Annotated in this window: 8 protein-coding genes, 1 tRNA gene and 1 pseudogene; 4 read left to right on the forward strand and 6 right to left on the reverse strand. The window is 23.9% G+C overall.

Features of this window, described 5'->3' with window-relative positions:
* Nucleotides 1-76: 76 nt before the first annotated feature.
* Nucleotides 77-1,921 (reverse strand): dihydroxy-acid dehydratase, encoded by a 1,845-nt coding sequence (gene ilvD / locus AB4W63_RS02400; RefSeq protein WP_367680983.1) that lies wholly within the window; start codon nucleotides 1,919-1,921, stop codon nucleotides 77-79.
* A 360-nt stretch (nucleotides 1,922-2,281) separates the two neighbouring features.
* Nucleotides 2,282-2,354 (reverse strand) — tRNA-Trp (locus tag AB4W63_RS02405).
* Between the two features lie 316 nt (nucleotides 2,355-2,670).
* Between AB4W63_RS02405 and AB4W63_RS02410 the strand changes: the two genes are divergently transcribed.
* From AB4W63_RS02410 to fdx, 4 genes are all read left to right on the forward strand, one after another.
* On the forward strand, nucleotides 2,671-3,879 hold the full coding sequence (locus tag AB4W63_RS02410; protein WP_367680984.1) for an IscS subfamily cysteine desulfurase: 1,209 nt from the start codon (nucleotides 2,671-2,673) through the stop codon (nucleotides 3,877-3,879).
* Between the two features lie 70 nt (nucleotides 3,880-3,949).
* Complete coding sequence (iscU, locus tag AB4W63_RS02415) at nucleotides 3,950-4,357, forward strand: Fe-S cluster assembly scaffold IscU (RefSeq protein WP_367680985.1); 408 nt, start codon at nucleotides 3,950-3,952, stop codon at nucleotides 4,355-4,357.
* Between the two features lie 142 nt (nucleotides 4,358-4,499).
* Complete coding sequence (hscB, locus tag AB4W63_RS02420) at nucleotides 4,500-4,991, forward strand: Fe-S protein assembly co-chaperone HscB (protein ID WP_367680986.1); 492 nt, start codon at nucleotides 4,500-4,502, stop codon at nucleotides 4,989-4,991.
* Between the two features lie 317 nt (nucleotides 4,992-5,308).
* Nucleotides 5,309-5,635: an ISC system 2Fe-2S type ferredoxin gene (fdx, locus tag AB4W63_RS02425; RefSeq protein ID WP_367680987.1), complete on the forward strand. Its 327-nt coding sequence runs from the start codon at nucleotides 5,309-5,311 to the stop codon at nucleotides 5,633-5,635.
* A gap of 195 nt (nucleotides 5,636-5,830) precedes the next feature.
* Here the strand turns inward: fdx and AB4W63_RS02430 are convergent, their stop codons facing one another.
* From AB4W63_RS02430 to AB4W63_RS02445, 4 genes and pseudogenes are all read right to left on the reverse strand, one after another.
* Complete coding sequence (locus tag AB4W63_RS02430) at nucleotides 5,831-6,121, reverse strand: hypothetical protein (RefSeq protein WP_367680988.1); 291 nt, start codon at nucleotides 6,119-6,121, stop codon at nucleotides 5,831-5,833.
* An 18-nt stretch (nucleotides 6,122-6,139) separates the two neighbouring features.
* Nucleotides 6,140-6,430, reverse strand: a pseudogene (locus tag AB4W63_RS02435) (GTP-binding protein); the annotation flags it as partial.
* The gene (locus AB4W63_RS02440; protein ID WP_367680989.1) at nucleotides 6,427-7,230 is read right to left on the reverse strand and encodes a GTPase; all 804 of its coding nucleotides are present in this window, start codon (nucleotides 7,228-7,230) and stop codon (nucleotides 6,427-6,429) included. The pseudogene AB4W63_RS02435 and the gene AB4W63_RS02440, both read right to left, overlap by 4 nt.
* Nucleotides 7,231-7,320: 90 nt before the next feature.
* On the reverse strand, nucleotides 7,321-7,932 hold the full coding sequence (locus tag AB4W63_RS02445) for a YfgM family protein (RefSeq protein ID WP_367680990.1): 612 nt from the start codon (nucleotides 7,930-7,932) through the stop codon (nucleotides 7,321-7,323).
* Between the last annotated feature and the right edge of the window lie 258 nt (nucleotides 7,933-8,190).

Consider the following 8,190-nt stretch of genomic DNA (forward strand, 5'->3'; position numbering starts at 1 on the left):
TTTATTTTTAAAACATCTATATAACAAAAAAATATAAATCTAAAAAATATTCTTGTTTCCATCTAATAATGTTTACTTATAATAACTTTCTATCTCTCACCGCTCCCATGTTAGCACTTGTAGCAAATTTAGCATATAATCTTAATGCAGTAGAAATTTTTCTAACTCTATCTCGAGGAGTGTAAGCTTTTTCTCTTCTATATTCTTCTAATTTTTTTCTTTTACTTACTTCTAATTTACTAATTATTAAATTTATTGAACGATTAGGAATATCTATTTTAATAGCATCGCCATCTCTTACTAAAGCTAAAAGACCTTTATTTGCAGCTTCAGGAGAAATATGTCCAATAGATAACCCTGAAGTTCCTCCAGAAAATCTACCATCAGTTATTAATGCGCAAAACTTATCCATACCTGTAGATTTTAAATAAGTAGTAGGATAAAGCATTTCTTGCATTCCAGGACCTCCTTTTGGCCCTTCATAACGAATAACAATTACATCTCCTTTTTTTATTTTAAGATGTAATATAGCATCTACCGCTTCTTCTTGACTTTCATAAACTTTTGCTTTTCCAGAAAAAATATAGTTATCTTCTAAAACACCAGCGGTTTTTACCACACATCCATCTTTAGCTATATTTCCGTATAGAATAGCTAATCCTCCATCTTTACTATAAGCATTTTTACTAGATCGTATACATCCATTTTTTCTGTCTATATCTAACTGCTTCCATCTACAATTTTGAGAAAATGCTTTTATAGTTTTCTCCCCCTTTGGTGCAGCTTTAAACATTTTCAATACTAATTTATGATTAGTTGACAAAATGTCGTAGATTTTCAGCGTATTTTTTAAAGTTAAACCTAAAATATTTTTTACATTAACATTAAGTAAATTGATTTTATGTAGTTCGTTTAATACTCCCATAACTCCGCCAGCTCTATGAAAATCTTCCATATGATATTTTTTACTACTCGGAGATATTTTACATAAATTAGGAACTTTTTTAGCTAAGTGATCAATGTCTTTCATGCTAAAATCGATGTTTCCTTCTTGAGCAATAGCTAACAAATGAAGTATAGTATTAGTAGAACCCCCCATAGCTATATCCATAATCATTGCATTATTTAACGCATGTTTATTAGCAATCATTCTTGGTAAAACTGAAAAATCTTCATTCTCATAAAAAGACTTTGTTATTTTTACTATTCTTTTTGCCGATTTAATAAACAATTTCTTTCTATCTATATGAGTTGCTAGAAGAGTCCCGTTCCCTGGAAGAGATAGTCCTATAGCTTCAACAAGACAATTCATGGAATTAGCTGTAAACATTCCCGAACAAGAACCACATGTAGGACATGCAATTTCTTCTATTTTTTTTGATATCTTTTTTGAATACTCATCTTGAACTCCTGATAAAATTGCATCTACTAAATCTAAAGAGATTTTTTTGTTTTTTAAAAAAATCTTCCCTGATTCCATCGGACCTCCTGATATAAAAATAGAAGGAATATTTAACCTCATCGCAGCTAATAACATACCAGGAGTTATTTTATCACAATTAGATATACATATCATAGCATCTGCACAATGAGCATTTATCATATATTCTACAGAATCCGCAATTAACTCTCTTGATGGTAAAGAATATAACATTCCTGAATGTCCCATTGCTATACCATCATCAACTGCTATAGTATTGAATTCTTTAGGTACTCCCCCTGTTTTTTTTATTTCAGAAGATACGATTTTTCCTACATTCTGTAGATGAATATGCCCAGGAACAAATTCAGTAAAAGAATTTACAACAGCAATAATTGGTTTCTTAAAATCATCATCATTCATTCCAGTAGCTCGCCATAAAGCTCGAGCGCCAGACATATTTTTACCTTTAGTAGTTGTATAAGATCGATATACTGGCATACTTTATAGTACTCTTTTAGTTATAATTTATTTTAATTAAACGTAATTAATCTATTTTTAATTATTCTAATAATTACACTTTATATACTTAAAATTTTTCTTTTAAATATATCTAATTAAAATTTAGTAAAAAACTAGAAAATTAAATTTTTATTCTTAAAAATATAAAAAATATTTTATTCTTATTTATTAAAACAAAAAATATATATGCTATATACTTTTACAATCATTAAATTTAATAAAAAAAGTAAAAAATTTCAACTAATATAAAACTACATTATCCATTTTATATGTGAATTATTTATTATATTTCTATTATTTTTATAATAATGAATTAATGCATGACACAATTTTATCTCACAGGGATGGAGGGACTTGAACCCACAACTTTCGGTTTTGGAGACCGATGCTCTACCAATTGAACTACATCCCTAATATCATTAGTTTTGAATAAACTTGAAAGGAATTGTCAGATTTTTTACATAATCTTGGTACTATACTATAAAAAAAATAATATTGTCTAATATTTTTTTTACTTTTATAGTTTATAACTGCGTAATTAATATAATCTTATATATATATTGTATACATATATATGTTATCTGTATTGTTTTCTATTCTACTTTAAATTATATTTTTAACTTTTGTATAACATTTAAAAAAAAATTTTAACTACTTTAAACTAGTTAAATAAATTTTTATAAAACTTAATTTTTTTATTTTAATAATATTTATCATTCGAGGATAAAATGAAATTACCAATTTATTTAGATTATGCAGCAACAACACCAGTAGATTTACAAGTGATAAATACCATGAATAAATTTCTCTCTATATCAGGAAACTTTGGAAATCCAGCATCACGTTCTCATAAATTTGGATGGATTGCGGAAGAAGCAGTAGATATTGCTAGAAATCAAATTTCTGATCTCATTAAAGCAGATCCTAGAGAAATTATTTTTACTTCTGGAGCTACTGAATCAAATAATTTAGCTTTAAAAGGATTTTTAGATTTTTATAAAAGTAAAAACCACATTATTACTAGTAAAACAGAACATAAATCTATTTTAGATACTTGTCAATATTTAGAAAAAAAAGGATTTGAAGTAACGTATTTAACACCAAAAAAGACTGGTTTAATTGATTTAAATGAATTAGAAGATGCAATTTCTAATAAAACTGCATTAGTTTCTATCATGTATGTAAATAATGAAATAGGAATAATACAAGACATATTTAAAATCAGTAATATTTGCAAAAAAAAAAATGTTATTTTACATGTAGATGCAACACAAGCAATTGGAAAAATTCCTATAAATTTAAAAAAAATGAAAATTGATTTAATGTCTTTTTCTGCCCACAAAATATATGGACCAAAAGGAATAGGAGCTTTATATGTAAGAAGAAAACCAAGAGTTCGTTTAATTTCTCAAATACATGGTGGAGGTCATGAACGAGGGATGCGATCCGGAACTCTTCCTGTTCACCAAATCGCAGGATTTGGATTAGCCTGTTTTTTAGCTGGAAAAAATTTAAAAAATGATAATATACACTGCACAAATTTAAGAAATCAACTTTGGAATGGAATAAAAAAAATTGAAGAAGTATATTTAAATACTGATTTAAAAAATAGTTCTCCTCATATTTTAAACGTTAGTTTTAACTATGTTGAAGGAGAATCTTTAATAATGGCTTTAAAAGATCTCGCTGTATCCTCTGGATCTGCTTGTACTTCTTCTAGTTTAAAACCTTCTTATGTACTTCGTTCTATTGGCGTAAAAGATGAATTAGCTCATAGTTCTATTCGTTTTTCTATTGGGAGATATACTTCTAATAAAGAAATTGAGTACTCTCTCAATCTAATACACTTAGCTATAAGAAAACTACGAGTATTATCTCCTCTATGGGAAATGTATAAAGAAGGAATAGATATTAATAAAGTACAGTGGAATACATAGTATTTTTCTTATAAGAGTAATATAATTACATATTACTTGTTTTAAATTATTTAACATGGTGATAATTATTATGTCATATAGTAAAAAAGTTTTAGATCATTATGAAAATCCTAGAAATGTAGGATCTTTTACTAGCACTGATAAAAATGTTGGAACTAGTATTGTAGGAGCTCCTGCTTGTGGAGACGTAATGAAACTGCAAATAAAAGTTAATAATAAGGAAGTAATTGAAGATGCTTGTTTTAAAACATACGGATGCGGATCTGCAATAGCATCAAGTTCTCTAGCTACAGAATGGATAAAAGGTAAATCAATTAATGAAGCAGAAAAAATTCATAATACTGATATAGTAAAAGAATTAGCATTACCTCCTGTAAAAATTCATTGTTCTGTTTTAGCTGAAGATGCCATTAAAAAAGCTATTTTAGACTATAAAAAAAAAAATTATAAAAGAAAAACTAAAAGCATTAAATATTAACATTATTTGTAAAAAAAATATTTATAATGAAAACGCACTGAAACAATCGTTTTAGTGCGTTAAAAACTATCTGTTATAAAAAAATAGAAATTTAATATAAATTAAAACTATAATCTTCACTATAAGTTGATAAGGTTATATAATGAATTATTTTGTTTTATTTAACTTACCAGAAAAATTTGAAATAAATCTAAAAAATTTAACTAGACACTTTTATAAACTACAAAAACAGTTTCATCCTGACTTATCTATGAATAACTCTAAAAATACCAAAAAAAACTTTTTAAATAAATCTATGTGTATAAATGTAGGTTATAAAATTTTAAGAAACCCTATACAAAGATCTGAACACTTACTTTCAATTAATGGAATTACTACTCTATCTTCAAAATATAAAAAAAAATATAATAATTTTTTAAAAATACAATTTTCTTTATATGAACAATTAGATAAAATTTTAAAAAAAAAAAATAAACAAAAAATACACGATTTTTATGTAAAAATAAATAATTTTGAATTGGACAATATGCGTAAACTAAAAGTTTACTTAAATCAAAAGTTATGGAAAATAGCAATATATACTACTTTAAAATTAAAATTTTTTGAAAATTTAAAAACAAAAATAAAACATTAGTTTTCTTATAAAATTCACTCTTTTTTTTATGAAATATATACAACTTTATTTAATTATTATTTATGTAGTATATAACATATTAAATAAAAAATTTTTAAAACAAATTATACTATCAAAGTAATGTATCTTTTTTATATATTTAAATAACTATTAATTATTAAATTAAACTTATGTTTAATTTTAAGATTTATATGATTAAATGTGATATTTAAATTATTTATTACAATATAATAACCAATGTTCATTAGTTAAAAAAAATATATATATTTTTATATTAGTACTTACTGTGTTCTTATTTTAAATTTTAAGAGTCTTCTATGCCAAAAATAACATTTTTACCACACCGAGAAATATTACCAAATGGAATAACTATAACAGCAAAAACCGGAGATACAATTTTAGAAGCAGCTTTAAAAAACAATATACAAATAGAACATACTTGCGAAAAGTCATGTGTTTGCACTACCTGCCATTGCATCATAAAAAAAGGATTTAATTCTCTTTCAAAGATACAAGAAGATGAGGATGATATACTAGGACAAGCTGCAGGTTTAGAAGAACATAGTCGATTAAGTTGTCAAGCAAAAATTGGAAATAAAAATATAGAAATTGAAATACCATATAACACTTTAAGAATCAAATAATCAAACATTTATTTATATTTAATTTATAAAAAATATTTATACAATCATTAAAAATTAAATTATACTAAAGTAATTCATTTTAGTGTAATACGACACTTGCTAAAATTATTAAATGCGAGTAATTAATAAATTACTCGCTAAATAAAATCAATTTACATTTCATAATAACTAAAATATAATATTTTATATTTAAAACTATATATTATCGATATATGGATTAATACTATTCTTAAAAAACAATTTAACCGGACTTCCAAACATTTTTAGTTGTTTTTGAAAAAAATTTTCCAAATATCTTTTATACGACACAGGTAAAGCATTTACTTTATTTCCATGAATAACTATTTTTAAAGGACTAAATCCTACTGGATTTGCATGTTTTAATTTTATTCTTCTACCTTTATTCATAGGTGGATTATGATGCGTTATCGCATTTCTTAATATACTAGTTAAACGAGAAGTACTAACATTTTGAATAGAAGACAAATATACCTTAAAAATAGATTCTAATAATTCCTTTATTCCAATATTAAATTTAGCTGAAATAAAATGTATTTTAACTAAATTCGTATTTTTAAATTTTAAATTTATATATTGTTTAATTCTGTTTCTGTTTTTTTCTATAACAGAATCCCATTTATTAACCGCAATAATGACTGTTTTTCCATGTTTTAAGGCATAATATAATAAAAAAAGATCTTGATGAGTTATATTTTCTTCAGGATTAACAATTAAAATAGAAATTTTACTGTTTTTGATTGATTTTAATGATTTTTTAATAGAAATATCTTCTATATCGTCATAATTTTTTTTTTTATTCCAGCAGTGTCAACAAATATATATTTTTTATTATAATGCTGAACTGGAACTGACAAACTATCTCTAGTTGTTCCAGAAAAACTAGAAGTTATTACTCTATCTATTCCAATAATAGAATTAATTAAAGTAGACTTACCGACATTAGGTCTTCCTATTACGGATACATTTATAGGAATATTGTTACTAGATGTTAATTTATTTAACTTACTCTTTTTATAGAATACACTAGGAAAAAAAAATTTTTTATTCTGTTCAATATTATTAACATTTTTTTTTACTTTATGTATCTTACATATTATATTTTTAATAAACCACTGTTTTATTTGCTTTTTATTTAAAAAAGACACATAATACATGTGTTTAAAACCTAAACTATGAAAATCATTCACTTCTAATTTTTCTTTTACTTTATCCATTTTATTTATTAAAACTATAATTCTTTTTTTTTGGACGCGAAGCATTTTAGCTAAAGTATAATCATCATTTGTAATACCCTCATACCCATCAACGACAAATAAAACTACAGTAGCTTCTTTTATAGCTATCAAAGTATGGCGTTCTATTTTTTTCTCTAAATTAGTTTTATTTTTTGAATAGAAAATGCCAGCCGTATCAATGATCAATGTTTCTTGCTGATCATCTAAATTACCATAATTTCTATCTCTAGTTAATCCTGGAAAATCTGAAATTAAAGCATTTCGAGTATTGGTAATCATATTAAATAATGTAGATTTTCCCACATTAGGTCTACCAACTAAAGTAACTTTTTCCTTCATTTATGTTCCTAAGTAATAAACTTTAAAATATTAAAAACTGATTATATATGTTCATAAACCATCAATGTTTCACACTCGCTGCATATAAGATTAAAAATCTGCATGTTTTTGAAGTGAAAGTATTTTCATATGTAAAAAATTTCGCACATATACATTTTTTTCTAAAAAATAACTAATTTTCCAAAATTTAATAGCATTCTGCTTGTTTCCAAGAGCAAAAAATATATCTCCTTTTAAATTACATATAGAACTTGTCCAAGATGATTCCTGAATATGTGAAACTGACAATAAAGCGCTTTTAAATTTTTTTAATTCAAATTGTATTTTTGATATCCTAAAATATATTAAGTTAATTATATTATTATCTGTACACCATTCTAAGACATTTTGTAATACATCAATAGACAAATTAAATTTATTTTTTATAATATAGTATTTACTTAACTTCAAACTTTCTAAAGTGCCATATATATTATGGTTTTGCTTTATAAATAATTGAATTCTATTTAAAGTCTTTTCATTATTTAAATCATTATCATCCATTATATCTTCATAATTTTTACAATTATCGCTATCTTCTATAGTCATTATTTTTCTTTTGTTAAAAAAGTAAAAGCATGTTATCCCTATAAACATCATTATAAAAAAAATAAAAAACCATTTTTTAATATTTAATAAATTTTGTAATTTATATTTATTCATTATTATTAATCCTTAATTCTAATGAGACTACATTTTATATTTTTACTATTATATAAATAATTTTGTTTATATCTCTTATCATTTTTTTTTTTTTTTAAAATTTCATATTTCTAGCCAAGTATACATTACTTCTTATAATTATTTAAAATAATTCATTTTTTACTTTTATAAATAACACTATAAAAGAAATAGATTTTACATTAAATTATTTAGCTTTCATTAGCGTTTTTTGAAAATAAATTTTTTATTTTTACTTCA

Source organism: Buchnera aphidicola (Anoecia corni), from assembly GCF_964056675.1.
Lineage (GTDB): Bacteria > Pseudomonadota > Gammaproteobacteria > Enterobacterales > Enterobacteriaceae > Buchnera_E > Buchnera_E aphidicola_B.

Excerpts from the sequence above, each read along its gene's own strand:
- iscU (WP_367680985.1), top strand. The coding sequence starts at position 3,950 with ATGTCATATAGTAAAAAAGTTTTAGATCATTATGAAAATCCTAGAAAT.
- AB4W63_RS02440 (WP_367680989.1), bottom strand. The coding sequence starts at position 7,230 with ATGAAGGAAAAAGTTACTTTAGTTGGTAGACCTAATGTGGGAAAATCT.
- AB4W63_RS02410 (WP_367680984.1), top strand. The coding sequence starts at position 2,671 with ATGAAATTACCAATTTATTTAGATTATGCAGCAACAACACCAGTAGAT.
- ilvD (WP_367680983.1), bottom strand. The coding sequence starts at position 1,921 with ATGCCAGTATATCGATCTTATACAACTACTAAAGGTAAAAATATGTCT.
- hscB (WP_367680986.1), top strand. The coding sequence starts at position 4,500 with ATGAATTATTTTGTTTTATTTAACTTACCAGAAAAATTTGAAATAAAT.
- fdx (WP_367680987.1), top strand. The coding sequence starts at position 5,309 with ATGCCAAAAATAACATTTTTACCACACCGAGAAATATTACCAAATGGA.
- AB4W63_RS02445 (WP_367680990.1), bottom strand. The coding sequence starts at position 7,932 with ATGAATAAATATAAATTACAAAATTTATTAAATATTAAAAAATGGTTT.